24 protein-coding genes and 1 pseudogene are annotated in these 25,974 nt (G+C 61.4%); 12 read left to right on the top strand and 13 right to left on the bottom strand.

Features of this window, described 5'->3' with window-relative positions:
• Nucleotides 1-124: 124 nt before the first annotated feature.
• The 4 genes and pseudogenes from Q1A07_RS21875 to Q1A07_RS00100 form a co-directional block, all read left to right on the top strand.
• A pseudogene (locus tag Q1A07_RS21875) lies at nucleotides 125-1,141 on the top strand (enoyl-CoA hydratase/isomerase family protein); the annotation flags it as partial.
• A complete protein-coding gene (mmsB, locus tag Q1A07_RS21880; RefSeq protein ID WP_366944033.1) occupies nucleotides 1,124-2,050 on the top strand; it encodes a 3-hydroxyisobutyrate dehydrogenase in 927 nt (308 codons plus the stop codon). The pseudogene Q1A07_RS21875 and the gene mmsB, both read left to right, overlap by 18 nt.
• A 66-nt stretch (nucleotides 2,051-2,116) precedes the next feature.
• Nucleotides 2,117-3,451, top strand: coding sequence for an MmgE/PrpD family protein (locus Q1A07_RS00095; protein WP_299776661.1), 1,335 nt, complete (start codon nucleotides 2,117-2,119; stop codon nucleotides 3,449-3,451).
• 84 nt (nucleotides 3,452-3,535) lie between these two features.
• Nucleotides 3,536-3,868: an excinuclease ABC subunit A gene (locus Q1A07_RS00100; RefSeq protein ID WP_299776663.1), complete on the top strand. Its 333-nt coding sequence runs from the start codon at nucleotides 3,536-3,538 to the stop codon at nucleotides 3,866-3,868.
• Nucleotides 3,869-3,983: 115 nt separating this feature from the next.
• On the opposite strand, the gene uvrA is transcribed toward Q1A07_RS00100, so the two are convergent.
• The 4 genes from uvrA to Q1A07_RS00120 all read right to left on the bottom strand — a co-directional run bounded on the left by uvrA (nucleotide 3,984) and on the right by Q1A07_RS00120 (nucleotide 9,137).
• Complete coding sequence (gene uvrA / locus Q1A07_RS00105; protein ID WP_299776665.1) at nucleotides 3,984-6,866, bottom strand: excinuclease ABC subunit UvrA; 2,883 nt, start codon at nucleotides 6,864-6,866, stop codon at nucleotides 3,984-3,986.
• An 80-nt stretch (nucleotides 6,867-6,946) separates the two neighbouring features.
• Nucleotides 6,947-8,104: an MFS transporter gene (locus tag Q1A07_RS00110; RefSeq protein ID WP_299776666.1), complete on the bottom strand. Its 1,158-nt coding sequence runs from the start codon at nucleotides 8,102-8,104 to the stop codon at nucleotides 6,947-6,949.
• Between the two features lie 102 nt (nucleotides 8,105-8,206).
• Nucleotides 8,207-8,809, bottom strand: a complete 603-nt coding sequence (locus Q1A07_RS00115; protein WP_299776668.1) for a hypothetical protein — start codon at nucleotides 8,807-8,809, stop codon at nucleotides 8,207-8,209.
• 193 nt (nucleotides 8,810-9,002) lie between these two features.
• Nucleotides 9,003-9,137 carry a hypothetical protein gene (locus tag Q1A07_RS00120; protein WP_299776670.1) on the bottom strand — a complete coding sequence of 45 codons (135 nt, stop codon included), beginning with the start codon at nucleotides 9,135-9,137 and terminating at the stop codon, nucleotides 9,003-9,005.
• A gap of 124 nt (nucleotides 9,138-9,261) precedes the next feature.
• Between Q1A07_RS00120 and Q1A07_RS00125 the strand changes: the two genes are divergently transcribed.
• Nucleotides 9,262-9,384 (top strand): hypothetical protein, encoded by a 123-nt coding sequence (locus Q1A07_RS00125; protein ID WP_299776672.1) that lies wholly within the window; start codon nucleotides 9,262-9,264, stop codon nucleotides 9,382-9,384.
• Between the two features lie 72 nt (nucleotides 9,385-9,456).
• Here Q1A07_RS00125 and Q1A07_RS00130 read toward each other — a convergent pair whose 3' ends face one another.
• The 6 genes from Q1A07_RS00130 to Q1A07_RS00155 all read right to left on the bottom strand — a co-directional run bounded on the left by Q1A07_RS00130 (nucleotide 9,457) and on the right by Q1A07_RS00155 (nucleotide 17,784).
• Complete coding sequence (locus Q1A07_RS00130; RefSeq protein WP_299776674.1) at nucleotides 9,457-9,597, bottom strand: hypothetical protein; 141 nt, start codon at nucleotides 9,595-9,597, stop codon at nucleotides 9,457-9,459.
• Nucleotides 9,598-9,856: 259 nt separating this feature from the next.
• Complete coding sequence (gene lpdA, locus Q1A07_RS00135) at nucleotides 9,857-11,254, bottom strand: dihydrolipoyl dehydrogenase (RefSeq protein WP_299776676.1); 1,398 nt, start codon at nucleotides 11,252-11,254, stop codon at nucleotides 9,857-9,859.
• A gap of 132 nt (nucleotides 11,255-11,386) precedes the next feature.
• Nucleotides 11,387-11,971, bottom strand: coding sequence for a DUF924 family protein (locus Q1A07_RS00140; RefSeq protein WP_299776678.1), 585 nt, complete (start codon nucleotides 11,969-11,971; stop codon nucleotides 11,387-11,389).
• A 91-nt stretch (nucleotides 11,972-12,062) separates the two neighbouring features.
• Nucleotides 12,063-13,328, bottom strand: coding sequence for an MFS transporter (locus tag Q1A07_RS00145; protein WP_299776680.1), 1,266 nt, complete (start codon nucleotides 13,326-13,328; stop codon nucleotides 12,063-12,065).
• A 107-nt stretch (nucleotides 13,329-13,435) separates the two neighbouring features.
• Nucleotides 13,436-14,485 carry a tRNA preQ1(34) S-adenosylmethionine ribosyltransferase-isomerase QueA gene (gene queA, locus Q1A07_RS00150; protein WP_299776682.1) on the bottom strand — a complete coding sequence of 350 codons (1,050 nt, stop codon included), beginning with the start codon at nucleotides 14,483-14,485 and terminating at the stop codon, nucleotides 13,436-13,438.
• Between the two features lie 11 nt (nucleotides 14,486-14,496).
• Nucleotides 14,497-17,784 carry a DUF3971 domain-containing protein gene (locus tag Q1A07_RS00155; RefSeq protein WP_299776684.1) on the bottom strand — a complete coding sequence of 1,096 codons (3,288 nt, stop codon included), beginning with the start codon at nucleotides 17,782-17,784 and terminating at the stop codon, nucleotides 14,497-14,499.
• Nucleotides 17,785-17,958: 174 nt separating this feature from the next.
• On the opposite strand from Q1A07_RS00155, the gene Q1A07_RS00160 reads away from it, so the two are divergent.
• The 5 genes from Q1A07_RS00160 to Q1A07_RS00180 all read left to right on the top strand — a co-directional run bounded on the left by Q1A07_RS00160 (nucleotide 17,959) and on the right by Q1A07_RS00180 (nucleotide 21,823).
• Nucleotides 17,959-18,420: a peroxiredoxin gene (locus Q1A07_RS00160; protein ID WP_299776686.1), complete on the top strand. Its 462-nt coding sequence runs from the start codon at nucleotides 17,959-17,961 to the stop codon at nucleotides 18,418-18,420.
• Nucleotides 18,417-19,226, top strand: coding sequence for a ferritin-like domain-containing protein (locus Q1A07_RS00165; protein ID WP_299776687.1), 810 nt, complete (start codon nucleotides 18,417-18,419; stop codon nucleotides 19,224-19,226). The genes Q1A07_RS00160 and Q1A07_RS00165 overlap by 4 nt, the downstream gene beginning before the upstream one ends.
• Before the next feature lie 181 nt (nucleotides 19,227-19,407).
• Nucleotides 19,408-20,739, top strand: coding sequence for a M23 family metallopeptidase (locus Q1A07_RS00170; RefSeq protein ID WP_299776689.1), 1,332 nt, complete (start codon nucleotides 19,408-19,410; stop codon nucleotides 20,737-20,739).
• The gene (locus tag Q1A07_RS00175; protein WP_299776690.1) at nucleotides 20,729-21,229 is read left to right on the top strand and encodes a polymer-forming cytoskeletal protein; all 501 of its coding nucleotides are present in this window, start codon (nucleotides 20,729-20,731) and stop codon (nucleotides 21,227-21,229) included. Before Q1A07_RS00170 ends, Q1A07_RS00175 begins: the two co-directional genes overlap by 11 nt.
• A 201-nt stretch (nucleotides 21,230-21,430) precedes the next feature.
• Complete coding sequence (locus Q1A07_RS00180; RefSeq protein WP_299776692.1) at nucleotides 21,431-21,823, top strand: nuclear transport factor 2 family protein; 393 nt, start codon at nucleotides 21,431-21,433, stop codon at nucleotides 21,821-21,823.
• Nucleotides 21,824-22,022: 199 nt separating this feature from the next.
• Here Q1A07_RS00180 and Q1A07_RS00185 read toward each other — a convergent pair whose 3' ends face one another.
• The 3 genes from Q1A07_RS00185 to Q1A07_RS00195 form a co-directional block, all read right to left on the bottom strand.
• Nucleotides 22,023-22,853 carry a hypothetical protein gene (locus tag Q1A07_RS00185; RefSeq protein WP_299776694.1) on the bottom strand — a complete coding sequence of 277 codons (831 nt, stop codon included), beginning with the start codon at nucleotides 22,851-22,853 and terminating at the stop codon, nucleotides 22,023-22,025.
• Nucleotides 22,854-23,059: 206 nt separating this feature from the next.
• The gene (locus Q1A07_RS00190) at nucleotides 23,060-23,605 is read right to left on the bottom strand and encodes a peptidylprolyl isomerase (protein WP_299776695.1); all 546 of its coding nucleotides are present in this window, start codon (nucleotides 23,603-23,605) and stop codon (nucleotides 23,060-23,062) included.
• Entirely contained in the window at nucleotides 23,598-24,104 is a 507-nt protein-coding gene (locus Q1A07_RS00195) for a peptidylprolyl isomerase (protein WP_299776697.1), read from the bottom strand. Before Q1A07_RS00195 ends, Q1A07_RS00190 begins: the two co-directional genes overlap by 8 nt.
• A 127-nt stretch (nucleotides 24,105-24,231) precedes the next feature.
• Between Q1A07_RS00195 and Q1A07_RS00200 the strand changes: the two genes are divergently transcribed.
• Nucleotides 24,232-25,419 carry a phosphoglycerate kinase gene (locus Q1A07_RS00200; RefSeq protein ID WP_299776699.1) on the top strand — a complete coding sequence of 396 codons (1,188 nt, stop codon included), beginning with the start codon at nucleotides 24,232-24,234 and terminating at the stop codon, nucleotides 25,417-25,419.
• 133 nt (nucleotides 25,420-25,552) lie between these two features.
• The gene (locus Q1A07_RS00205; RefSeq protein WP_299776701.1) at nucleotides 25,553-25,852 is read left to right on the top strand and encodes a septum formation initiator family protein; all 300 of its coding nucleotides are present in this window, start codon (nucleotides 25,553-25,555) and stop codon (nucleotides 25,850-25,852) included.
• Nucleotides 25,853-25,974 lie beyond the last annotated feature (122 nt).

The following is a 25,974-nucleotide window of genomic DNA, read 5'->3' on the forward strand; positions in this document are numbered from 1 at the left end:
CCGCCGCCCTCGCCCCATCCGGCACGGCCGATAAACACTCTCAGGCACCCCAGCCTCGCGGCGCCTTGAAAAGCAGCATGGGCCAAGCGATACATCCCATCAAACGACGCGTGGGTGGAGATAAATGACCGACATTCGCATTCGAACAACGGGCACCACCGGGCGCATCACATTGGCCCGGCCCAAGGCGCTGAATGCCATGACCTATCAGATGTGTCTGGCGATCGAAGAGGCGTTGGACAGCTGGCGCGACAAGGCCGAGGTGACGCAGGTCGTCATCGACGCCGAGGGGGACAGGGCCTTTTGCGCCGGGGGCGATATTGCCGAACTGTATGACACCGGCACACGTGGAGATTTCGCCTATGGCCAGACCTTTTGGGCAGATGAGTACCGCCTGAACGCCAAGATTTTTGAATACCCCAAACCCGTTATCTCCTTTCTGCAGGGATTTACCATGGGTGGCGGCGTTGGCATCGGTTGCCACGGATCGCACCGCATCGTCGGGCAGTCGAGCCAGATTGCCATGCCGGAATGCGGGATCGGTCTGGTCCCCGACGTGGGTGGCACCCTGATGCTGGCGCTGGCGCCGGGGCGGCTGGGGGAGTACCTCGGCACCACCGCGACGCGGATGTCGGCGGCGGATGCGATCCTCGCTGGCTTTGCCGATCTCTATGTCCCGGAAGAACGCTGGCCGGACCTGATCGACCGGCTGGAACAGGGCGCAGGCCCGGATATCCTTGCCAACGCCGCGCAGGAAGCCCCGGCCGGTACCCTCGCAGACCTTCAGGAGGAGATCGACCGTCACTTCGGCGGCGAAACCCTTGCCGATATCCTTGCCAATCTGCGCCACGACGATAGTGATTTCACCCGCGACACCCTGAAAAAGATGCAACGCAACAGCCCGCTCTCCATGGCGAGCACGGTGGAGATCCTTCACCGTCTGCGCGGCCCGTCGATCACCATCGCAAAGGCGCTGGAGCTGGAGTACCGTTTTACCTTCCGCGCGATGGAACACGGCGACTTCCTCGAAGGCATTCGCGCTGCGATCATCGACAAGGACCGCACACCGAAATGGCAATTCGCGGATCAGAAGGTGCCTGCGGCAGCGGTGAGCAAGATGCTGATGCCACTGGGGAAAAACACGTTGAAATTGGAGGGGAAACAGATGGACGCGCTAAAGATAGGCTTTATCGGCTTGGGCAATATGGGGGCGCCGATGGCGGCCAATCTGGCCAGGGCGGGATGCACAGTGACCGGTTTCGACACGGCGGTCAGCGCGGCGGAGGGCGTGACCATGGCCGCCTCTGCCGCCGAGGCCGTGCGCGATGCGGACGTGGTGATCACGATGCTGCCAAATGGCGACATCCTGCGCCGGGTCGCCGCCGACGTCCTGCCCGCCATGCAACAGGGCGCCTTGCTACTCGATTGCTCCACCGTGGATGTGGAAAGCGCGCGCGCCGTGGCAGAGCAGGCAGGGGGTAGTGGTCAGTTGTTTGTGGACGCGCCCGTCTCCGGCGGGATCGGCGGCGCGGCGGGCGGCACGCTGACCTTCATGGCGGGCGGTACGGAACAGGCTTTTGCCAAGGCCCAGCCGCTCTTTGACATCATGGGGCAGAAGGCGGTGCATTGCGGGGACGCCGGGGCCGGACAGGCCGCGAAGATCTGCAACAACATGATCCTCGGTGCCACGATGATCGCCACCTGCGAAGCCTTTGCCCTGGCCGACAAACTCGGGCTTGACCGGCAGAAAATGTTCGATGTGGTCAGCACATCCTCCGGCTACAGCTGGAGCATGAATGCCTACTGCCCTGCGCCCGGCGTTGGGCCCGCCAGCCCGGCCGACAATGATTATACGCCCGGCTTTGCCGCCGAACTGATGGTGAAGGATCTGGGACTGTCACAACAGGCCGCAGAAGCCGTGGACGCGGACACCCCGATGGGGGCGCTGGCCCACAGGCTCTATCGGCAGTTCGTGCAGGATGAAGATGGGTTGGGCAAGGATTTCTCGGCGATGTTGCCGCGCTTTTCCGAACGCGGCAGGTCCGGCTAGGTCGCAAACAGACCATCGCGGCGGTGATCCCGGGTTAGGGTGATGCAAAGCCGCAAAGGACAGCCGATGCCCCCCGCCTTTCACGACTTCGCCGCGACCCTCAGCTATGAGGACCTGCCTCAGGACGTGCTGCGGGTGCTGCGCCGATCCTTTCTGGACACGATGGGGGTGGCTGCAGTCGCCTCGACCACTGAAATGGCGGGTATTGCCCGGCGCGCCGCCGTTGCGCTTTTCGGGTCAGGTCAAGCGGGCAGCGCGCGGATATTGATGCAGGGCGCCATTGTCAGCCCGGCAGGCGCGGCGATGGCCGGTGCCTTCACCATCGACAGCGTGGATGCGCATGATGGTAGCTCACCCTGCAAGGGGCACGCAGGTTCCGCCGTCTTTCCGGCATTGATGGCCATGGCGGATGTCAGCGCCAACCTGCACGGCACTGATTTTGCGACACTTCTGGCCATAGCTTACGAGGTCAGCTATCGTGCGGGACTGGCGCAGCACGCCACCTGCGCCGACTACCACACATCCGGGGCGTGGACCTCCATCGGGGTTGCCGTCGCCTGTGCGCGGGCACTGCATTGCACACCGGACCAGATCAGACAGGCCGCCGGGATCGGCGAATACCACGGACCACGCAGCCAGATGATGCGCTGCATCGATCATCCGACGATGTTGAGGGATGGCGTTGGCTGGGGCGCGCCCTCGGGCGTGACGGCAGCCTATCTTGCGCAGATGGGCTTCACCGGCGCTCCGGCCCTGACCTGCGAACAGGCGCCCGAATTCTGGTCGGACCTTGGGGAGCGCTGGCGACTGGTCGAGGATACGCACTACAAAGCCTATCCCTGCTGCCGCTGGGCGCATCCCGCCATAGACGCCGCGCAGGATCTGATGCGGAACCACGGGCTGCACCACAGCCAGATTGCGGGCGTCAAGATACACACCTTCCACAATGCGACACGCCTTGCAGGCCATACTCCTGCAACACCCGATGAATTTGCCTATGCCATTGCTTTTCCCGTCGCAACAATGATCGTAAGAGGGCAAGTCGGCGCGCCTGAACTGGCCACCGAGACCTTGCAGGACGCAGATATCCTGCGGATCAGCAACGCCACGCAACTCATTGACGATCCGCACTTTACCAAGATCAGCGTCGGCAAACGCTGGGCCAGCGTCAGCCTAACAACGTCCGACGGTCGCACTGTGACCTCCGAGCCCCGCACTCCCCGTGGCGATGTGGATATGCCGCTGTCCGATACGGAAATCTCGGACAAGTTTCATCTCTTCGCCGATCCTATTCTGGGAGAGGCCCGCGCGGGTCGCATAGAGACGTTTGCTGGCAGTTTCGACAGTCTGGACGCGCGTGACTTTGCGCATCTGCTCGACCTCTGTCTGTCGCCATCCTGAGTACAGAATTCTGCCGTCAGCAAAAGTTTCTGAACGATTCCCTGCGCGATTGAGTTATGCCCCCAGAAAATCAGGAGATGTCACATGCGGTTATTCATTCCATTCGTGCTGGCCTCGGCGGCGCTGTCATTCGCTACCCCTGTTGCTGCGGCACCCAAGGGATGCCCACCCGGTCTTGCCAAGAAAGCAACCCCATGTGTCCCGCCCGGACAGGCCAAGAAAGGCGGCTATGAAGGGAAAAGATACAACCGGGGCGACATCGTTCAGGGGGATTACATCATCATCCGCAATCCCGATCGCTACGGCCTGGGTCGCGACGGAACCTACTATCGCGTTGGCGACAATGTGTTTCGGGTAGACAGGGAAACGCATGAGGTTCTCGAGTTCCTGGGGGCTGCGGCGGCCCTTTTGGACTGACCAGTCCGGGGCACAACCAGTCCGGTGCACAAAAAGGATGCCGTCCGCCCGTGCGTAGCGGCTCTCTGCTCAAACGGGGGATGTTGAGCCACCGAATTTCCGAGGTAACGCCCTGCTACTCGGCGGCCACTCGCCCGCGACTGAGGAGCATCGGTTTGAGGTATTTCCCGGTGTAGCTTTCCGCCACGTCGGCCACTTCTTCGGGCGTGCCCGTGGCGACGATCTGACCACCCCCGTCGCCACCTTCAGGACCGATGTCGATGATGTGGTCTGCCGTTTTCACCACGTCGAGGTTGTGTTCAATCACGATCACGGAGTTGCCCTGATCCACCAGCTCGTGCAGCACTTCCAGAAGCTTGCGCACGTCTTCGAAATGCAGGCCGGTCGTCGGTTCATCGAGGATGTAGAGCGTGCGGCCGGTGGAGCGTTTGCTGAGTTCCTTCGACAGCTTTACCCGCTGCGCCTCGCCGCCCGAGAGCGTTGTCGCCTGCTGGCCAACCTTGATGTAGCCCAACCCCACGCGCATCAGCGCGTCCATCTTTTCCCGGATCGACGGCACGGCGGAGAAGAATTGCTGCGCGTCCTCGACCGTCATGTCGAGCACATCCGCGATGGACTTGCCCTTGAACTTGATCTCCAGCGTCTCGCGGTTGTAGCGCGCGCCCTTGCAGGTCTCGCATTCCACATAGACGTCGGGCAGGAAGTGCATCTCGATCTTGATCACACCGTCGCCCTGACACGCCTCACAGCGCCCGCCCTTGACGTTGAAGCTGAAGCGCCCGGGCTTATAGCCGCGCGCCTTGGCCTCGGGCAGCCCGGCGAACCAATCGCGGATCGGCGTGAAGGCACCGGTGTAGGTCGCCGGGTTCGAGCGCGGGGTGCGCCCGATCGGCCGCTGGTCGATGTCGATGACCTTGTCGAGGTGTTCCAACCCCTTGATCGTCTCGCAGGGCGCGGGTGTCTGGCGGGCACCGTTGAGCCGCATCGAGGCGGTCTTGAACAGTGTCTCGATGGTCAGCGTGGACTTGCCGCCGCCTGACACCCCCGTGACGCAGACGAATTTACCAAGCGGGTAATCGACGGTCACATTACGCAGGTTGTTGCCGGTCGCCCCGACCACCTGCAGCTTTTTCTTGTTGCCGCCGCGCCGCTCTGCCGGAATCGCAATTTCGCGCACGCCGGTCAGGTACTGGCCGGTGATCGACTTCTTGGAGGCCGCAATCTTGCGCGGCGTGCCGTGGGCCACCACCTCGCCCCCATGAACACCCGCGCCCGGCCCGATGTCGAAAACGTAATCCGCCTCGCGGATGGCCTCCTCATCGTGTTCGACCACGATCACCGTATTGCCCTGATCGCGCAGGTTCTTGAGCGTCAGCAGCAGCCGGTCGTTGTCGCGTTGGTGCAGCCCGATGGAGGGCTCATCGAGCACGTAGAGCACGCCGGTCAGACCCGAGCCAATCTGCGATGCGAGCCGGATACGCTGGCTTTCGCCGCCGGACAGCGTGCCCGCGTTGCGGCTGAGCGTGAGATATTCGAGGCCCACATTGTTCAGGAACCCGAGCCGTTCGCGGATTTCCTTCAGGATCGCACGGGCGATTTCGTTTTTCTGCGCAGTCAGATGCTCCGGCACCGTCTCGCACCAGTCGAAGGCCTCGCGGATCGACATTTCGACCACCTGCCCCACGTGCAGCAGCTTCTCCGCATTATCGGACGGACCCAGTTTCACCGCCAGTGCCTCGTCCCGCAACCGGTAGCCACCACAGCTGCCACAGGAGCGATTGTTCTGATAGCGCTCGAATTCCTCGCGAATCCAATTGCTGTCGGTTTCGCGGTAACGCCGCTCCATATTGGGGATCACACCTTCGAAGGTGCGGGTCACTTGATAGACACGCCCGCCCTCGTCATAGCGGAAGGCAATTTCTTCCTCACCGGAGCCGTAAAGGAAGACCTGTTGCACCTTCTCGGGCAGGTCCTTCCATTTGGTCGACTGCTTGAACTTGTAGTGTTTCGCAATGGCTTCAATGGTTTGCAGGAAGTACGGCGACTTCCCCTTGCGCCAGGGGGCCAGCGCGCCATCTGCGATTTTCAGGTTCTGATCCGGCACTACGAGGCGCTCGTCAAAGAACAACTCGACGCCCAGACCATCGCACTCCGGACAGGCCCCGAAAGGCGCGTTGAAGGAGAACAGGCGCGGCTCAATCTCAGGGATTGTGAAGCCGCTAACCGGACAGGCGAATTTCTCGGAGAAAGTGGTGCGCTCGGGATCGCCTTCGCTGGGCGCGGTCTCCAGGATCGCGATACCATCGGCGAGGTCGAGGGCGGTGCGTAAGGAATCGGCCAGCCGCGTCTCCAGCCCTTCGCGCACGACGATCCGGTCGACCACCACGTCGATGTCATGACGAAACTTCTTGTCGAGGGTCGGCGGCTCATCGAGTTCGTAAAACTCACCGTCCACCTTGACCCGCTGGAACCCCTGCTTGCGCAGCTCCAGAAACTCCTTGCGGTACTCGCCTTTACGGTCGCGGACGATGGGCGCGAGCAGATAGGCACGGGTCCCCTCCTCCATCGCCATCACGCGGTCGACCATATCCTGCACCTGCTGCGCCTCAATGGGCTTGCCGGTGGCGGGCGAATAGGGCGTGCCGACGCGGGCGAACAAAAGCCGCATGTAGTCATAGATTTCGGTGACCGTGCCGACGGTAGAGCGCGGGTTCTTCGAGGTGGTTTTCTGCTCAATGGAAATCGCAGGCGAGAGACCCGCGATGTGATCCACATCCGGCTTCTGCATCATGTCGAGGAACTGCCGCGCATAGGCGCTGAGCGATTCGACATAGCGGCGTTGGCCCTCGGCATAGATCGTATCGAAGGCGAGCGAGGACTTGCCGGAGCCGGAAAGCCCTGTAATCACAACGAGTTTGTCGCGCGGGATATCCACGTCGATGCTCTTGAGATTGTGCTCGCGCGCGCCGCGCACCTCGATATTCTTCAACTCGGCCATCAGGCACCCCCGGTTAACGGTCTAGACATAGGCGGCTCGCAGGGATTCTCCAACAAAAAAGAGAGAACGTAAAGAGAACATCAAGCCCGACGCCGACGCCGTGCCAAAACCACATGCGCGCACCCCCCGAGCACAAAGGCGCAGCCCGCCAGAACCGGCAATCCGGCATAACCCAAAGAACCTGCCGTGATAGCCATGACAGGCGTTCCGAGCGTGTTGCCGACATTGCCCATCTGTGCCACCGCCCCATTGGCCTGGGCCTGCGTCTCCGGGCTGTGGTTCAGTTGGGGCACCGCCGCAAAGCTGGCCCCCTGGATCAACCCCATGGTACCCGCAAGGGCAAGACACGCCATCGGCGCGCCGGGGTCAAGCCAAAGCCACCCCATCGACAGACAGCTACCGACAAAACCTGTCAGGATGACGGTGATCGCGGGGACATGCCGCAACAGGGCCACCCCCAGCGTCATCGAGGAGGCGATACTGACGAGCGGCATGGCCCCCATCACGAAAGCGCGGCTCTCTTCGGCAATATAGGCGGGCAGCACCGTCAGAATGGACACGAAACAGAAAGTGTAGAACAGCCAGCCGATGGCCGGAGCGGAGATCCAGGGAGAGCGGTAAATTTCAACATGGTCCCGCAGAATCTTGGACAGGGACAGCGGGGGGGCGGGTTGATCGACGGTCAGCGCCTTAAGCCGTGCCCCCAACAGCAGGGCAAAGGCCGCCATGTAGATTGCATGCGCCGTCAACAGGGCCGGTATGCCTTTCCAGGCGACAAGGGGCAGCCCACCCCAGGCCAGTATCGTGAAGGCCACGCCAAAGAAGGTACCCCAGAGGGTCAACGCCAACCCACGATCCTTCGGGGCGCAGATCTGTGCGATCAGCGTCGGGGCTGCAACGACAACGGCGAGATGCGACAGCCCCTCCAGCGCGCGGCTGGCCAGCATCCATGGCAGCGGTGGCAGAAACGCCTGAAACAGGGAGATCGCGGCCCCGATCCAAAGCGCCCAGAGCAGCGCCCGCCGGTAGCGGATGCGGGCCACCATCAGACCTGCCGCAACACCGAAGAAAATACCCAGCAGGCCGACGATGGAAACGATGAATCCCAGTGCCGCGCCTGCGTCCGGGTAGACGCCGGGCAGTTGATCAAAAATCGCGCTGAACTTGCCATATTGGGCCGCCGCGCCCAGCCCGGCCCCCCAGAGCGCAAGCACCAGTCCCCAAGATGTTGTCTGCATGGCACCAGCCCCCTCGGGCGCGGTATGACAGAGCCGTGTGAGGGTGGCAATCTGGTGCCGCGATGAACGCAACCGAATTGTCGCTCAGCGTCCTGGGCGGTCTTATGCGCCCCTTCGTCTGTGCAGAAAACCAAGCGCTGCAAACCCGAACAGGGTCAGTGGGAGCGCGCCTGGCAGAGGCACCGGTGCCGGAACGGCGCTGAGCACGGACCCCGGCCTGCCGCTGCGGGATGGCGAGCAACTGCCGCAATCCGTGACACCGGTTTTCGTGACGGGGAACTTGTTCAGCGTGTCGCCGATCAGCAGGAGCGCCTCTACGGGCGTGTCGAGAACGTCAAAGCCGTCATAGCCGAAGCCGAGCCGAAAGTGCCGCGGCCTATCGGGCCCGTACCAGTAGGTGACATCGTCGGTTTCGAAGTTGATAAAACTGAAACCACCCTGGATGTAGGTATTGGCGACGTGCCCCGCGCTCGCGCTGCTGAAGGTTTGGCCCGGCAGAACCCCGATGAGAACGGAGGTCAGCCCTTCCGAGACCGTGATGTCCCAGGACGTCACGGTGTTAAGCTCGCTGTCCCAGACAAAGCTGCCAATGGCCGAGCCGCTGTTCTCGAGATTGATGTCCATCGTCCAGGTGACAGAGGCTGTCTGCCCGGACGTGGCCCATAGGCTGAAGAGAATGGCTGTCAAAAAACGTGAGATACTCATAACAAAGGTCCTTCCCATTGGGAATGTGACGGGTCACCTGACCCAACACCACAAAATGAGATCAGATGACCAACACCACAACCCGCATCGCCGCAGGACGCCCTTGCAAAAACGCAGGACGCGGCGGGGTGCCTTGATCAGGTGGCCGGAGTTACACCTCGCGCAGACGGCAACGTCTCGGACCTGCCCCGTCTCAGGCGCCAGCGGACCTTGTGGCCGCCCCCGACGCATGACCACGGCGGTCAGACCTGGCGTTTTCGATCAGACGGCGGGTGATCGTGCGCATCGCCGACATGCCGAAAGCCGGGTGTTCCAGCTGCAGCCGCATGAACAGTTTCTCATCAATCTCGTGGACTTGCGCATCTTCGGTACAGCGCGGTCGCCGTGCGCGCCGCCTGGTCGGTGAAAAGAGCCATCTCGCGAAAGATGCTACCCGCCGCGAGATCGATGTCATGCTCCTAGCTGTGCACCCGACCGGCCGACAGAAAGTACAGGCGGTCCACCGGATCGCCCTGCTGGAACACGACAGGTCCGGCCTTGATCCGCCGCAACCGACCTTAGGGTCGGATGACTGAAAAAATCGCCTGCTTTTTATCCGTCGCTCTGCTGAGCTTGCCGCGCAGGGACATGGGCTGCAGAATGGCGGCTTAGACGATGAAACAGAGCGAGGATGCGATGGCCAGAATGCGCAACGGCATCATCGTGTTCATCGCGTCGGTGGCGTCGGTCAGGATCGAGGCCAGCCAGCCGACGGCCTCGATCCAGGTTAACGTTGTCATCTGATGCATGCGGCTCCCCCTGAAGGCCAGCCTGCATGGCCGCCCACCCCCTTGTGCCGGTCCTGCACCCGGCGCCGCGATGATGTCGCGGAATTGGGACGGTGGGAGATCAATTCATACGCCGCGGTATGGCGCGTTCCGATTGTGACAGCGGCATCTGTGCCCACATCATCCCGGGCGGCACTCCGGCGTCAAAGAGGAGTCGGTGCGGGGTCCGTCCGGCCTCACACACCCGATGTATTGCTGGAAAACCGTGTTGCTGAGCGGCTTACATGTGGATGACGCGGCCGTAGGCGTCGAGCACGGACTCGTGCATCATCTCGCTGAGGGTCGGGTGCGGGAAGACGGTGTTCATCAGGTCTTCCTCGGTGGTCTCAAGCTGGCGACCCACAACATAGCCCTGAATGAGTTCGGTCACTTCCGCACCAACCATGTGCGCGCCCAGCAGCTCGCCCGTCTTGGCATCAAAGATCGTCTTGATCATGCCTTCCTGCTCGCCCAGAGCAATCGCCTTGCCGTTGCCGATGAAGGGGAAGCGGCCCACCTTGATCTCGTAGCCAAGTTCCTTGGCCTTGGCCTCGGAATAGCCGACGGAGGCGACCTGCGGGTGGCAATAGGTGCAGCCTGCGATGCTCTCGGGCTTCACCGGGTGCACGTCATTCTGCCCGGCCATCAACTCGGCGACCATAACGCCCTCGTGGCTCGCCTTATGCGCCAGCCACGGGGCACCGGCGATGTCACCAATGGCATAGAGCCCGTCGACACCCGTACGGCAGAATTCATCCGTGACCACATGGGTGCGGTCGATCTTGACGCCAAGCGCTTCGAGGCCAAGCCCTTCCACATTGCCGACAATCCCCACCGCAGAGATCACCGTGTCGAACTCGTGTTTCTCGACCTTGCCGCCCACCTCAATATGGGCGGTGACCTTGCCCTTGCCGCGATCAAGCTGCTTGACCATGGCCTTCTGCATGATCTTCATGCCCTGCTTTTCGAAGGATTTTTTCGCAAAGGCAGAGATTTCGGCGTCTTCCACGGGCAACACGCGGTCCATCACCTCGACCACGGTCGTATCGGCCCCCAGTGTGTTGTAAAAGCTGGCAAATTCAATGCCGATGGCTCCAGACCCGATCACCAGCAGTTTCTTGGGCATGTGCTTGGGCTGCAGCGCGTGTTTGTACGTCCAGACCAGATCGCCGTCCGCCTCCAGACCCGGCAATTCGCGCGCACGGGCGCCGGTGGCCAGCACGATATTCTTGGCGGTCAATTCTTCGGTGGCCTTGTCGGTTTTCACGCTGACCTTGCCCTTGGCAGGGATCGTGGCCTCGCCCATGAAGACGGTGACCTTGTTCTTCTTCATCAGGTGGCCGATGCCGCCCGACAGCTGCCCCGCCACCTGACGCGAACGTTTCACCACCGCATCGAGATCGTAACCCACGTTATCGGCTTTCAGGCCGAATTCCTTGGCCCGGTGCATCAGGTGGAAGACTTCGGAGGAGCGCAGCATCGCCTTGGTTGGGATGCAGCCCCAGTTGAGGCAAATGCCGCCCAGATGTTCGCGTTCGACGATGGCAACGGACATCCCCAGCTGCGCGCCCCGGATCGCGGCCACATAGCCGCCGGGGCCTGCCCCAATCACAATCAGATCAAAGGATTTCGCAGCCATGACATGTCCTCGCAGATGGGGTCCAAAATATAGTTTACCGTTAAACTATATTTCGATCAGCGGCAACATGAACTGCGGCGCGACAAATGCGCACCGCGCAAAGGCGCCCTGCAGGACGCGCATGGATGGCGCTCAGGCGGCTTTGTCGGCCTGAAGGCTGCGGACCATTTCGCCGTATCCGCCCCGCGCGATGAATTCCACTTCTGCCTGCGTCGGGGCGCGGTCAAGCGCCGCATTGCGGTGTGGAAAGCGCCCGAACTGGCGGATGACGGCGCGATGGGCCTGCGCATGCAGCAGGTTTTCAGGTCCGTGCTCTGGCATACGTTCACACATCAGACGCACGCAACGGTCCTGATCACAAAGATTTTCCGAATGCATCAACGGCAAGTAGAAAAACTGGCGCGCGGGCTCGTCGATCCGCATGTCCCAGCCCTTGTCGATGGCTGATTTCGCAGCGGCCAGAGCGGCCCGGTCGCTGGCAAAGGCCTGACCGGTATCGCGGAACATGTTGCGGGAAAACTGATCCATCAAGATGATGTAGGCCAGCGCGCCCGAGGGGTATGTCAGCCAGAGGGAAAATCGCCCTTCACAGGCCGCTTTCCAGGTTTCTTCGAACCGTGTCCTCATCGCCGTATCCAGCGCATCAGACTGTTTGTACCAGCCCTTGGGGCCGATGTCGTCGAGCCAAAAACTCAAGATCTCTTGCGGACCTACCATCACTCACGTCTCCTCATAAACACACCACTACGGTATGTTACGTCTCGTTTAAGTTAAATGCATAGTCACTTTTTGCATCAGTGCGACACATTCAATCAGGAATAGTTGCATTTTCATCGCTCAAATCGGACTCGATGGCGTATTCTTGAGCATATTCAAGCGCAACGGATGTATAGGACGGCGCCACGGCGACATACGCCCCCGTTTCGTCCACCGGGATGGATTTCCGGACGGTTGAACGGTAGGCCGCATAGAGTACCAGCGCGGCAAAGAGAATGCCGGTGAAGAGGTAGAACCCGCTCGGTCCTACAGTGTCCATCATATAGCCGGTAGTGATCGGTCCGAGGATCGCGCCCAACCCGTTGATAAAGATCAGTCCGCCCGAGGCCGCCGCCATATCTTCATGCTCCAGGAAGTCATTGGAGTGGGCGATGAGCAGCGAGTAGAGCGGGTTCGACATGCCGCCGACAACGAAGGCGGAGACCAGAAGCAGGGTGAAATTGCCGCCCAGCACCATCCCAATCGCGGAGCCTACGACCCCAACGGCAGAAACAATCAGGATCAGGAACCGCCGGTCCATGCGGTCGGAAATCCACCCGATGGGGTATTGCAACAGAACGGCGCCCACAAAGAACATGGCCACGAAGGTGGAAATTTGTGCCACCGTCAGCCCGGCCTTTGCCCCATAGACTGAGGCCATGCCGAATTGTGCGGAGAAGACCCCGCCCAGCAGGAACATGCCGACACAGCCCATCGGGGAGAAGCCTGCCAGCTCTCTCAGGCTCATCGGTTTGGTCGTGTCAAAGGCCGGTGTCGGGCTGATGGACAACAGGATCGGGGTGACAGCGATCGACACCAGCACCGAGGGGATCACGAAGAGGACGTAGCCAGAGGGATCGGCGGTCAGCAGCAGCGCCTGGCTGAGCACGATGCCCGCCGTTTGCACGATCATGTAGAGCGACAACGCCTGCCCGCGGTTTTCGTTGGTGGCAGCGTTGTTCAGCCAGCTTTCAGCCGTCACGTAGACGGCGGAGAAGCAGAAGCCGATGAGCACGCGGCCCAGCGTCCAGAGCCAGACCTCCGTGACCGTGGGATAGAGGATCATCACCGCCGAGATCAGCGAGGCCAGCGCTGCAAAGACCCGCACGTGGCCGACGCGCCGGATCAGGCCCGGCGCCATGCGCGATCCACCCAGAAACCCGACGAAATAGGCCGACATGACGATGGACATCTCGAAGGTCGAGAAGCCCTCGATCTCGCCACGAATGCCCAGCAAGGTGCCCTGCATACCGTTGCCCACCATCAACAACGACATCCCGAGCAAGAGCGCCCAAGCGCTGGACAGGACCTGTAGCATGACAATCTCCATTCGGTCGCGGGAGGGACGACACCCCCTCCTTGCAGGACGGCGTGCGACCCGTCAGGCCCATGTGCGACTTTGTAGGTCGCTTTGCGGCCACGCGGTTATTTCGGGAAGAGCAGCGAGGCGTCTCCATAGGAAAAGAAACGATACTCGCGGGCGATGGCATGCGCGTAAATACGCCGTACGCTGTCCTGCCCCATGAGCGCGGAGACCAGCATCATCAGCGTGGATTTCGGCAGGTGGAAGTTGGTCATCAGCGCGTCGGTGACCTGGAACTCAAAGCCGGGATAGATGAAGATATCGGTGTCTCCTTCCCAGGCGGCGATCTGCCCCCCCCGCGCCGCCGTCTCGATGAGACGCAAGGCGGTGGTGCCGACCGGGATCACCCGGCCGCCCGCCTTTCTGGTCGCGGCAATCTCAGCCGCTGCCTGCGCGCTGACCTGCCCCCATTCGGCATGCATCTTGTGGGTGGTGACATCATCGACCTTGACCGGCAGGAAGGTACCCGCCCCCACATGCAGCGTCACATGGGTAAAGCTGACGCCGTGATCCGCTATGGTCTGCAAGAGCGCCGCGTCAAAGTGCAAAGACGCGGTGGGCGCGGCTACGGCGCCTTTGTTGGTGGCGAAAACGGTTTGATAGTCGTCCAGATCCCGCGCATCCGCCGGGCGTTTGGCGGCGATATAGGGCGGCAGCGGCATGGCCCCCGCGGCATTCAGCGCAGCATCGAAATCATCGCCCTCAAGGTTGAACGCCAGATGCCCCTGCCCGTCCGACGTTCCCTGGAGCGTCGCGCTCAGGTCCGCGCTGAAAATCACCTCTTCGCCTATTTTCAGCTTCTTCAGTGGTTTGATCAGCGCCGCCCAGGTGCCGTCACTGCGCGGCTCCAGCAGGGTCACCTCGATACGTGCCTGTGTCTGTCCTTGCGCCGATGTCCTGTGGCGCAGTCCGCTGAGGCGCGCCGGGATCACACGGGTATCGTTCAGCACCAGCCGGTCACCGGGGCGCAGGTATTTTGTGATGTCCGAAACAACGGCATCGGTCATGTCGGCCCCTTGCGCAACCAGCAGGCGGGCCGAGGTCCGCGGCACCGCGGGGCGGGTCGCGATCAGCCCGTCCGGCAGATCGAAATCAAAATCACTCAGTTTCATGAGGGGGCCTTTTAGCGATCTTCGCCGCGGGTGAAAGTGGGACGTTCCCGTTCAGGTGCGGGAGGTGGCGGGGTTTCGCCCTCGGCAAGGGGCACATCCGGTTTCGGCGCGCGGAAAAGATCGCGGATGCCGCCCGGGGTGAGCGCCGTCAGCGGGTTCACAAAGACATCCGGGTCCCGCACGGTCCCGCCAATGGAATAGTTGAAGGCAAAGAGCCCCTCGCCCTTTCGCGTAAAGACACTGCCGATCCCGTTGAGCAGATAGACCGGCGTGATCACCCCCTGCATCTGCAGTGCACCGCTGTCCGTGGCATAGATACCATCCATCGATATGCCCATGGAGGACCCCACGGCACTGCCTTCGCGCAGGGTGATCCGACGCGGCGACAGGCGGAAATCGGCATTCACCTCAGAGAAAAAGAGACTGTCACTGCCCTCGATGTTGAAGAGACCTACAATGCTGACCGCGTTGAGCAGCGCGGCCATGGCGGGTGCATCGACGACGCTCGTGTTGAGCACCCGTAAGGTGCCGTCAAAGGCCCCGCCGGTGCCCACGGGCAGCAACACCAGTTCGAAATTCCCGCCGCGCACCTGTTGCACGACATTGGCCGAGGCAAAGACGGCACCAGCATCATTGGCCGTCAGTCGGATCGCGCTGCGCGCGCCTTGTGGGATCATCCGGCCGTTTACCTGCGCGCCGCCGTTGATCCGCCCGGTAAAGACGCCATCGAGCCCCGCACCGGTGGTGAATTCTCCGCGCAAACCGTTGATCGCAATGGCATCGGTGACCTGCAACCGGTCGAGCGCCACGGTCAGCGGCGCCGCCTCTCCGGCTGCGGCAGACGCCGGGATGTCCGCGCGCCGCAGATCAAGCGTGCCACCCCGCACAACCACCCCCACCGGTGCGCCCCTGCCCCGTCCCACCAGATCAATCGGGGCGTCCAGCCAGTTTCCGACCCGCACCCGCGAGAAGCGCACCCTGTCGAGGTCTCCCCCCTCGGCGAGATCCACCGCCCCGACCGCGTCAAGGCCAGGCGCGTCAAGAAAGAGACGCTCCACCACCGGCACCTCCGCCAGCGCGGCCACCACTTCGAAATCGGCGGCGGTGTTCGGGCCCTTGGACCAGCCAATCGGCGGGATCGACAGTGTAATGCCACGCAGGTCGGAGGCAAGCTGCAGCACAGGCGGCTGATCCTTGGCCAGCGTGATATCAATGTCGGCTTTGCCTTCGCCACGCATGTATCCGGGTGGCAGATCGATCCTGAAGGCGTCCAGCGCATCGGGTGTTACACTGATCTCTCCGGTAACACGTCCCGGCGCGCCGGGGCTGTTCAACGGTTGCGTCCAGGTCACGTCGAAGGGCACACCATCCAGATCCCCCTGCCCGGTGAGATTGACGCTCTCGTCGGAAGCCACCAGCGCCAGACGGTCAGCCTGCAACACCCGATCCATGATCAACGCCTCGCTGCGCAGATCCGCGATCTCGCCAGAGACATCAAATTCAACCGCCTCCACCTTGACCCCTTTGATGAGCGGCAGCGCCACGGTACCCGACATCTCTGCCCGGCCATCAGCAAGGGCCACGGGCAGGTTTGCCTTTCGCATCACTTCGAGAGGCCGCTGGTTCAGCATGGACAAGGCCGCCGTCACGGAGGATTTCGTGAGCAGCCGGATCACGCCAGGTGTGCCGTCTTTGGCCTGCACATCGGGGATGATAAAGGACGACCCCGCCAGATCGATATGCCCGCCTTCCTCCGCCTCTACGCCACCACTGTCCACCACAAGAACGAAGCGGTCCTTAAGCAGGGAGGCGTGCCCCTTGGCCTCGCGGATATGCGGCATTTCTTTCAAAAATCGAACATGGGCCTCATCGAAGTCGAACCCAAGATAGGTTTCGGGCTCTTGCCCTGCAGACCAGCGCAGCGCGGCCCCGATATCCCGCATCTGGCCGCCATAGAGGTTTTCGCTCAGCCATTTGCGCGTCTTGGGCACCACGTGTTCCGGCCAGAGCTCCATCAGCCGGTCGGGTTCATAGCCGTCCATCTGGGCGTCCACCGCGATGTCCCACCCGCGCGCGTCCGCAGAAAGCTTGCCATTTGCGGTCAGAATGTGACCCTGGTCGATCACCTGCAGCCGTCCCAGATGCAGGGCAAAGGGCCGTGGCGTGAGACGGAAATCGAGCTCCGCCTCTGCAACCTGCACCGGTTCCTCGTAGAAATCCGCCGGGTTGATCCTGAGATTGGTGAGCCGCAACTGCCCCACGAGGTCCTCGATACGGCCATTGCCATCATCGGCCAGCGTGGCTGTCCCATCGAGTCGACCGCTGACCCATTTGCTTTCGACCGCAAGCTCATCGAACCGCAACGTCCGCGCCGCCGGTTCATAGGTGAAATAGCTGCGCGCGCTGTCGATGGGGATAGCGCGGGATTCCGGTGTGGGCTGGATCACGCCCGCCCCGATCTGGAAAGTCGCGTTCAGCGGATCGAACGTGCCATCTTCCCGCACACCTCCGCGCAGAGAGCCGGAGATCGGGGCGCGCAGCGCCTGCAGCCAGCCAAAGGCCGGGCCCTGCACCGCGACGTCGATGGCATCCACATTGGCGAAAGTGACGCCGAACTGCGAGGCCGTCCGGCCGATTTGGCCGGCGTAATTCGCCGCCACGGTCGCCACCTGCGCGCCCCCGCTCAGCACCGCAAGGTCAACGCCGACCTGCAGCGCCGCACCGTTCCGCTCCATCGACAGGCTGCCCCCGTCGATGGTCCAGGCGCGGTTGGCCCGCTCGTCTTCATAGCGCAGCGTGAGACCGCGCAGATCGGCTCTGCGCAGCCGGGCAAGAACCGGGCGCAGCAGCAGATCGTCCAGGTCCGCGACAAGCCGTGCGAGGTTCGGCGCTTCGCGTGAGACGGTCTGGGTCGCGCCGCCCCCCGATAGCGTCACGCCGCCCGGCCCGCGCCGCAGGTTCAGGAAAATCCCGTTGAGATCAACCGTCTTCAGCTCCAGCTTGCCCTTGAGCAGCCCGGTCATCGACAGGCTCGCCCGCAACTCTGAAAACGAAACGATATCAACACCTTCGGGTGTGGCGATCCGGACGTCGCGGATACGGGCGCGGGGGCGCCAGTTCTCATCGACGATCAGCATCATTTCACCAAAAGCGATCCGCGCATCCGGCACGGCCTCGATCAGCCGCGTCTCGATCTGGTCCCGCACCCACGGCGGGATGATGATGTCCCGGTCCTTGACCCACCAGACCGCCCCGCCAACAGCGGCCATCACCAGCACAAGCAAAAGGGCCGGGATCACATAGCGCTTCTTGCGGCGTCTTCTGGGGCGATCTGACGGGTTTTGTTCCAAATCGGGCTGCGGGGTTCGTGGCTGGGACAGGCGACGGGTTAATCGGCGTGGCAGGCCTTCCCTCTGGCCCGCACAGTCCTAATATGTCACTGCAGTGCAAACCTTTAAACCCACGAGAGTGTCATGCCAGAGATTTCCCAACCTGCCCCCGATTTCACCCTGCCGAGCACCGATGGCGGCGATGTCACCCTGTCTGCGCTGCAGGGCCAGCCGGTCGTTCTGTTTTTCTATCCGCGCGACAACACGCCCGGCTGCACCAAGGAGAGCATCGGCTTTTCCGAAAGCAAGGCGGCGTTCGAGGCGGCGGGCGCCAAGGTCTTCGGCATCTCCAAGGACAGCATGGCGAGTCATGACAAATTCGTGGCCAAGAAAGAGCTGACCGTGCCGCTGTTGTCGGACGAACATGGCAGCGCCTGCGAAGACTACGGTGTCTGGAAGGAAAAGAGCATGTACGGCAAGAAATTCCTCGGCATCGAACGCTCAACCTTCCTGATTGCCGCCGATGGCACAATTGCGCGCATCTGGCCCAAGGTAAAAGTGCCCGGCCATGTGGATGAGGTGCTGCAGGCGGTTCAGGCGCTGTGATCCCATTGGCGGAAATGGCCGAGGCGGTGTTGCGCACCGCCGACGGTCACGAAAAGACGGCCCTGTCGCGCCGGTTTGCCGCTGACTGGCAGGCCGCGCGCGCGGCGGGTGAGACGCCGCAGATCGGTCGCGCCGACCCTCCGGTACATCCCGCCCGGCCCGCGGCGCCCGAACTGCTCAGCCCGCGCGACGTGCCGCGCCGTCGCCCCGGCACGCCGGAGGGACGCATCGCGCTGCTGCATGCTGTCGCCCACATCGAATTGAACGCGGTGGACCTGCATTGGGACATCATCGCACGCTTTGCCCATGTTCCAATGCCGATGGGGTTTTACGATGACTGGGTTAAAGCCGCAGACGAAGAATCCAAACATTTCAAACTGATGTGCGACTGTCTTGAAGAACTTGGCAGCCACTACGGCGCGCTTCCGGCCCATGCGGGCATGTGGCGTGCAGCCGAAGACACCGTAGATGACTTCATGGGACGTCTGGCCGTGGTGCCCATGGTGCTGGAGGCACGCGGGCTCGACGTGACACCCGGTATGATCGAGATTTTCCGCAAAGCGAAGTCGACCTCGGCGGTCGCCGCACTCGAGACCATCTACGCCGAAGAGGTAAGTCATGTGGCCTATGGGTCGAAGTGGTTCCATTTCCTCTGTGGTCGGCACGAAGAAGACCCCAAGGAAATGTTCCACAACCTGGTGCGGAAATATTTCCACGGCGCGCTGAAGCCGCCCTTCAACGAGGAAAAGCGGGCTGAGGCAGGTATTCCCCCGGATTTCTACTGGCCCCTGGCCGAAGGCGCCTAAGAGCGGAAACCCGCAGAAACAAGCAGATTTTTGCCGATTTACAACAATTCAACGCCAAGTTGAGGCAAGGGGTCGAAAGCGGCTTGCCCCGCATGCAACCGCTCTTTAAGCACTCTGCGTGTGGTGTTAACCCTCTTGAGAAAGGGTGCGCACCGGGGGAGACGAGCAGAGGGACGGCTTCGTGCGGACACGTTTGGCAATCAAGGTTCATGGGCTGCTTGAGCAGTGTTTCCCTGAACGCCGCGTGTTTCTCAAATCCGATACCGATACAAGATTTATCCGCCTGAAACCGGAAACCCAGTTGATCGCCTTTGCCGGCGGTGCCCTTCTGGTCTCCTGGACGATCATCGCCACGGCCATTCTGCTGATGGACAGCATTGGGTCTGGCAACTTCCGCGAACAGGCAAAGCGCGATCAGGTAACCTATCAGGCCCGCCTGAATGATCTGTCCGCGCAGCGCGATGGCCGGGCCGCCGAGGCGCTGGCCGCGCAGGAACGGTTCAACGCCGCCCTTGACCAGATTTCCGTGATGCAATCGGAACTGCTGGCGTCCGAAACGCGGCGGCATGAGCTGGAGACCGGGATCGAGGTAATCCAGACCACCCTGCGCAGCAAGATGAAAGACCGCGAGACTGCGCGCGAGGCGCTGGCGGCGCTGCAAAGTGATGCGCCACAGGGCACAGCGCAGACCCTTGCTGCGTCCAAGGATGCGGGCGTCCCGGTTGATTTTCTTGCCGATGCGCTGGCGCGCACCGCCGCCGAACGGGATCAGGTTGTTGCAGACGCACAGCAGGCCTTGATCCATGCCGACGAGCTCGCGCTGGAAATCGAGCTGATGAAGGAGAATAACGATCAGATCTTCCGCCAGTTGGAAGAAGCAATGACCGTGTCGGTCGAGCCCCTGGACAAGATGTTCAAGGCCGCCGGGATGCCACCACAGCGCATTCTGGACCAGGTGCGGCGTGGCTATTCCGGCCAGGGCGGCCCGCTGACACCGCTGTCCTTTTCCAGCCGGGGAGAGGAAGTGTCCCCTGATTTCCTGCGGGCCAACCGCATTCTGGAGCAGATGGACACGCTGAACCTTTACCGCATTGCGGCTGAAAAAGCGCCTTTTGCGATGCCGGTGAAACGCGCCTTTCGGTTCACCAGTGACTACGGCTTCCGCCGTGATCCCAAGACCGGTGGCCGCCGCATGCACAAGGGCGTGGACTTCGCCGCCCCTGCCGGCACGGATCTGCATGCCACGGCTGACGGCGTGGTGATCCACGCGGGCTGGCAGTCCGGCTATGGTCGCCTGATCAAAATCCAGCACGACTTCGGCATCGAAACCCGTTACGCGCATCTTTCAAAAATTCGCGTCAAAGTTGGGCAAAGGGTCTCGCGCGGGGATCATATCGGTGATATGGGTGCGAGTGGACGGGTGACCGGCGTGCACCTTCACTACGAAGTGCGTGTCGGTGGGAAAGCTGTAAACCCAATGATCTATATCAAGGCTGCAAAAGATGTTTTCTAAGAGCAAAATCAACGAACCGGGCGCCAAACAGGCCGAAGCTGACACAAGCACACCTGCGGCGTCTTCCTCTGCTCCGGCCACACCAAAGCCGGCCGAGTACAAAGCAAGCCCTCCAAAGGCAAAGCCGCCAGCCTCCGTGCTGTCGTCGGATTTGCACGTCACGGGCAACATGAAGACAACTGGCGACATCCAGGTCGAAGGCACGGTCGAAGGCGATATTCGTGCCCATCTGCTGACCATTGGCGAGACGGCCACGATCAAGGGCGAAGTGATTGCTGATGATGTCGTGGTCAACGGACGCATCGTGGGCCGCGTTCGCGGCCTGAAGGTCCGCCTGACATCAACTGCGCGGGTCGAGGGTGACATCATTCACAAGACCATTGCCATCGAAAGCGGCGCACATTTCGAAGGATCGGTACAGCGTCAGGACGATCCTCTGAACCCGGGCGCGAAATCGACGCCTGCGGCCAAGCCGAATCCCGCATCCTAAAAGGATCGCGCTGAAAAGACGAAAGGCGTCGCGCTGCGGCGCCTTTTTTGAGTCAACCGAACTGAAACCATATCTCGTGGTTCTTGTCAGACAGCTCCCAGCCCCACGCCCCTCCCCGCTGGGCATGGCTGGTCGGGGCAAGGGATTTCTTGCCAAGCTTACCCGCAATGCATAGCCTCCCCGATGAATTAGGAGGCCAAGATGCCATTTACACAACGTCAACTGGACGCCCTTGCAAAGCGATATACAGACGCTTGGAATTCGAAGATTCCGACGCAGGTTGCCGACATGCATGTGCCCGGCAGCAGTATCACAATCAACCGTGGCGAGCCCTCCGTGGGACATACCGGGCTCACCGAGATGGCGGCAGGCTTTCATTCGGATGTGCCGGACTTGCATCTTACGTGTGATGGTATCCGGGGGGCCGGTACGCACGTCGTTTATATGTGGACCTTCACGGGCCACCATGCAGAGACCGGCAATCCACTGAATGTGACTGGTTGGGAGGAATGGGAACTCAACGACGATATGAAAGTCACATCCTCCCTGGGGTGGTTTGACGCTGAGGACTACGACCGCCAAGTCGCTGGATAATCTCCGGGTGATCTTCAGGAAGAAAGCAGCCGTACGGTGCGGGGAATCGCGCAATCATCACCACATGCAGCTTTTCCGGGCACGCAACCGTGGGCTTTGCCACTGCAATTTGCCTTTGCGCTCCCTCTTCCAGCGTCCGAAAGGGGATATTGAATGGACCGGCGCGTCTATGCCCGAAGAACGGCGACAGTCGTGCAATTCAGCCTGACTTGGTGCTGCCATTCTGCAGTATTCGGGCTTTTCGAAGCCGTAGCCAAATGAAGGGTGCAGCCAATGGGCGAAACCAATTGCTTTTTAGTCTTTCCACACCAAGGGCCGTCGCAACATAGTTTGCTTCGACTTGGTCGTAGTTAAGTCGCTCATTTTCAGCCCGCTTGCCGATTTCGGCTGCGGCCTGAAACTGCGTGAATGCATCTTCCGACAGAAGTCGCCGTAGCAAAACGACGCCCGGATGATCCACCATGAAACTGTCGAAGTCGTATTCAATAACTTGACCCGATACATGGTGTCGGAAACGCTTGGCGAAGCGCGTGAAATCGAAAATGAAGATGTAGTTGAAGTTGATCGTCGACAAGTACAGGCAACCACGCTCTTTCGCTGCATTTTGCACGACTTCGCGGCTTAGGACCACACCATGCTTACTCTTCTCTGCATAGAGTGAAGAGATGTAATCCTCGATTGGCCGGGTCACGACGACCCATGAAATCGCGTCAAACCCGGCCTCATGCGCCAATACCTCGATTTCAGAAGCAAGTGCGACATCCGCGATACAGTTTTCAAAATCCTCGCCACTCAGAAGCACCGTGTGGCAGGTGGGTTCGGCCTCCCTAAAGCACTCCTGAAGATAAGCTCCAAGCGTTTCCGAGCCTCTTCGTTGTACCTCCCAAAGGACATGGCTGTGCTGAAATTGGTCGCCATACTCCGGGTAGTGAACTCCAAAATCACGAAGCAAGAGCCGGTTCGCAAAGCAAAACTTCTGGAAACTTGTGGTGCCCGTTTTGTGCAGGCCGCAATGAATTACGAGCTTCAAATACGTCTCCTGTAGAAGCAGCCTTTGGCGTTGCCCCACTTGCCGTCTTGGTTCGTCGAATATCGCAGCCTGTGCGGAGTTGGGCCGAGGATACGCAATCACACCCCACCTTACAACACGGGGAACGGGATTGAGCGCATCAGGTCAAAGCTGCGATTGACCGGCCCGCCCGGTATCTCGTGACGGGCTGGTCAGGATCACACACGCTAGTCCGTCACGGTGACCTTTTGCATCACGTCTGGTTCGCCGATAACGGCGCCATTGGGGCCGGCGCCAAGCTTGATCGCGTCCAGCACGTCGAGCCCTTCTGTCACGCGGCCGACAACGGTGTATTGGCCATTCAGGAAGTACCCTTCCTGGAACATGATGAAAAACTGGCTGTTGGCGCTGTCCGGGTTCTGCGCCCGCGCCATACCCACGACGCCGCGGTCAAACGGCACGTCCGAGAATTCCGCTGCCAGATCAGGCTGCTCCGACCCACCGGTGCCCGCGCGGCGCATGTCACCGCCCCGTTTGCCGTGTTCGACATCACCGGTCTGCGCCATGAATCCTTCGATCACACGGTGAAAGACCACACCGTCATAGGCGCCGCTTTCTGCCAGCGCCGTGATCCGCGCCACGTGGCCGGGCGCCACATCTTCGAGCAGGTCGATCTTGATCGTACCGCTGGCCTCGCCCGCAACTTCGATCTCAAGACCCGAGGCCAGCGCCGGGCTGGCCAGCATCAGCGATGCGATGAGCGCCTTATGCATCTGCGGCCACCTTGACGGAAATCATCCGGTCGGGTTCCGCAGGCGGCTCGCCCCGAGTGATCGCATCGACGTGCTCCATGCCGGAGGTTACCTGACCGTAAACGGTGTACTGACCGTTCAGGAAGTCATTGTCCTTGAAATTGATGAAGAACTGGCTGTTGGCGCTGTCGGGGTTCTGCGACCGGGCGGCACCAATTGATCCGCGCGCGTGCGGAATCTTGGAGAATTCAGCCGGGACATTGTCCATGTCCGAGCCGCCGGTGCCCGCCATGCGCAGGTTGAAGCCCTCTTCCATGTTGCCGTGCTGCACGTCGCCGGTCTGCGCCATGAAGCCGTCGATCACCCGGTGAAACGCCACGTTGTCATATTGGCCGGACCGCGCGAGTTCCTTCATGCGCTCGACATGCTTCGGGGCCACATCGGGCAGCAGCTCGATGGTCACGGTGCCGCCCTTCAGCTCCATCAGAATTGTGTTCTCGGGGTCTTTGATCTCGGCCATATCGGCGCTCCTGTCTGTTTGCTTGGCCGATTACCTAAATCCTGTGGCGCTGAATGCCAAGCAGGTCATTGACGCAAGCGGTCATACGCGCAAAACACGGGGGCAATTTTGACGAAAGGATCGGGTGATGGGCTGGAAGACGCTGGACGATATGGAGCTTGCAGGCAAACGGGTGCTGGTGCGGGTGGATATCAACGTACCGGTCGAGGATGGCCGGGTCACCGACACCACCCGCATTGATCGGATCGTGCCAACCATTCGCGATATTCTGGCGGCGGGCGGTTTGCCGATCCTGCTGGCCCACTTCGGACGCCCCAAAGGCAAGGTCGTGCCCGAAATGTCGCTGCGGGTGACCCTGCCCGCGCTGGAGGCGGCCCTCGGTCAGGACGTCACTTTCGTCGAACGCCCCGATGCTGACGCCCTGAAAGCCCTGCCCGCCGGCACCGTCGTATTGGTGGAGAACACCCGCTTTGCCGCGGGGGAAGAGGCCAATGATCCCAGCATGGCGCAGTTCCTCGCCAGCTTGGGTGACGTGTTCTGTAACGATGCTTTCTCTGCCGCGCACCGTGCCCATGCCTCGACAACCGGCGTCGCGCATCTGCTGCCCTCCTGCGCGGGTCGCTTGATGCAGGCCGAGTTGTCCGCTCTCGAAAGCGCATTGGCCCATCCCGAACGCCCCGTCGGCGCCGTTGTGGGCGGCGCAAAGGTCTCGACAAAAATCGCGCTGCTTGAAAATCTGGTGGGTAAACTGGACCTGCTGGTGATCGGCGGCGGCATGGCGAACACCTTCCTCGCCGCTCAAGGCGCGCAACTGGGCGCATCCCTGCAGGAACCCGATTTCATCGACACGGCCAGGGCGATCATGGCGGAGGCAGAGAAAACCGGCTGCCGCATGCTCCTGCCCGTGGACGGTTTGGTCGCGCGGGAGTTCAAAGCCGGTGCCGATCATGACGCCCTGCCCCTCGGCGCCGATACGGTCCTGGCCGCAGATCAGATGGTGCTGGACGCAGGCCCCGAAAGCGCAAAATCTGTCTGTGCGGCTTTTGCCGATCTCAAGACACTGATCTGGAATGGTCCCCTTGGGGCCTTCGAGATTGCGCCTTTCGATCAGGCGACAAACGCCGCCGCTGCAGAGGCCGCGCGCCTGACCAAGGCAGGCCAGTTGATCTCGGTTGCGGGCGGTGGGGATACGGTCGCCGCACTCAATCAGGCCGGTGCGGCAGCGGACTTTACCTATATCTCCACCGCTGGCGGCGCCTTCCTGGAATGGATGGAAGGCAAGGAGCTACCGGGGGTTGCAGCGCTGTCCGACTGACGCGGACTCCGCCAGCAACCCGCGCGAAACCGCCTGTTTTTCAAAGGAAATGTGACAAAGGGGATTCCCTTTTCACGGTGCCTGTGCGATAGTACTACCACGCCCGGTAAGAGGCGACCAAGAGGCACGGCAGATGACCCGCACACCCCGACCTGCATTCGGTACATTCGTGTTCTTCACGCTTGCGTTGGGGTTGGCTACCTATTTCACATTCGCTGCCGTACAGGGCGATTTCGGATTGTTCCGCCGCGCCGAGATCGTGGCCGAAGCCGATGCGTTGCAAAAACAACTGACCCACGTGCAGCAAGAAGTCGTCCGAATGGAGAACCTGACCCAACGACTGTCAGATAACTTTCTCGATCTGGACCTTCTGGACGAACAGGCACGATCTGTTCTTGGCATGATCCGCGCGGATGAAATCGTTATCCGCTAAGCGCTTAGCGCCCTAATACCTGACAATTAAACGGGCTGCTGACCACGCGTCAGATTGCCCCTCGCCTTACGCGCGCGAATCCGATAAAGAATAGTTTAACGCTAAACTATCTGCCCGTAGCC

It is taken from the genome of uncultured Roseobacter sp. (assembly GCF_947492555.1).
In the GTDB taxonomy this organism is placed as follows: domain Bacteria; phylum Pseudomonadota; class Alphaproteobacteria; order Rhodobacterales; family Rhodobacteraceae; genus Roseobacter.